The sequence below is a fragment of the Candidatus Rhabdochlamydia sp. W815 genome (assembly GCF_018642185.1).
In the GTDB taxonomy this organism is placed as follows: domain Bacteria; phylum Chlamydiota; class Chlamydiia; order Chlamydiales; family Rhabdochlamydiaceae; genus Rhabdochlamydia; species Rhabdochlamydia oedothoracis.
The window spans coordinates 1-1,393 of sequence record NZ_JAAVTY010000181.1; the positions used below are offsets into that span (position 1 = coordinate 1).

A 1,393-nucleotide genomic window follows, 5' to 3' on the forward strand; every position below is an offset into this window, starting at 1 on the left:
TCTTTTGGATGCTTTAACTTGTGTTCTAAGTCAGCTCTCTGGCTAGGGGTCAGTTTTTTCATACTCAATAGCTTAACACAAAACAAAATATTTTTCTATACGATTGAATCGGAACCACTATAGTCGAAAGATTTTGACAATTTATGTATGCACAAAATTCAAGATAATGTATTTCTTTGCAAAAGAATAACTTCAGCGTTATTAGGGTATTTATTTTCGCGAAATTTTGCAATAAATAAGTCTTCGTATTCTTGTTTTTTAAAAAGTTGAATAATTTAATCTTAGGAAATAAAAATGAGCTTTATCAATTCAAGTATAGCAATCAATGGATCTCTAACTCCATTTAATATAGGGAATAATACTAGTATACTTCCTTTAAATCTCACACAAGCACAAGATTACTTGTCTAATAATAGTCTAATAAATTCTATATTGCCATTTTCAAATGAATCTCCAATGAATGTAAAGAATGCTGCCAATATATTTTCTTCAAATCGAACAATAGATAGAGTGACTAAGGTGAAAATTGGAAATGGGTTTACAGATCCAAAGTATGGAAATATTCCACGGTCAAAGCGTATTCATGCAAGACATAGAAGATCTATTGATATACCATTTGATGATCTAATCCCTGAAAGAAATGCTTGTGAAAATTCCTTAGTTACTTGTAAAGAAGAAAAACTTAACATAACATCAACTATGGAGGAAGAGATTAACCGTTTGACTCATCAATATATAAATAATTTGAAAGATGAGAGATCTAGATGTAGAGAGATAAAATTAAGTAAAGACCAAGAATATAATAATCTCATTAATCATTACAATGATTTAAGAAAAAGAGTTTCAGTATTAAGAACTACAAAGGATAATTGCATAGAAGAAAATCAGTTATGTAATAAGTCTTTAAAAGAAAAAGAAAGCAAGATTGCTCAATTAGAAGAGCGTTGGAGTAGATTAAATCAATTTTCAAATGAATCTCCAATGAATGTAAGGAATGCTACCAATATATTTTCTTCAAATCGAACAATAGCTAGAGTGCATGAGGTACAAATTAGAATTGCGCTTAGAGATCCAAAGTATAGAAATATTCCACGGTCAAAGCGTACTCATGCAAGACATACAAGATCTAATGCTTGTGAAAATTCCTTAGTTACTTGTAAAGAAGAAAAACTTAACATAACATCAATTAAAGAGGAAGAGATTAACCGTTTGACTCATCAATATAGAAATAATTTGAAAGATGAGAGATCTAGATGTACAGAGATAAAATTAAGTAAAGACCAAGAATATAATGATCTCATTAATCATTACAATGATTTAAGAAAAAGAGTTTCAGTATTAAGAACTACAAAGGATAATTGCATAGAAGAAAATCAGTTATGTAATAAGTCTT

General features: G+C 29.0%; 1 protein-coding gene. It reads left to right on the forward strand.

The genetic code is table 11. The annotated features are described in order from the left end of the window. Positions 1 to 294 precede the first annotated feature (294 nt). On the forward strand, positions 295 to 1,393 hold a 1,099-nt coding region (locus RHOW815_RS08095), incomplete at its 3' end, for a hypothetical protein (protein ID WP_215217782.1).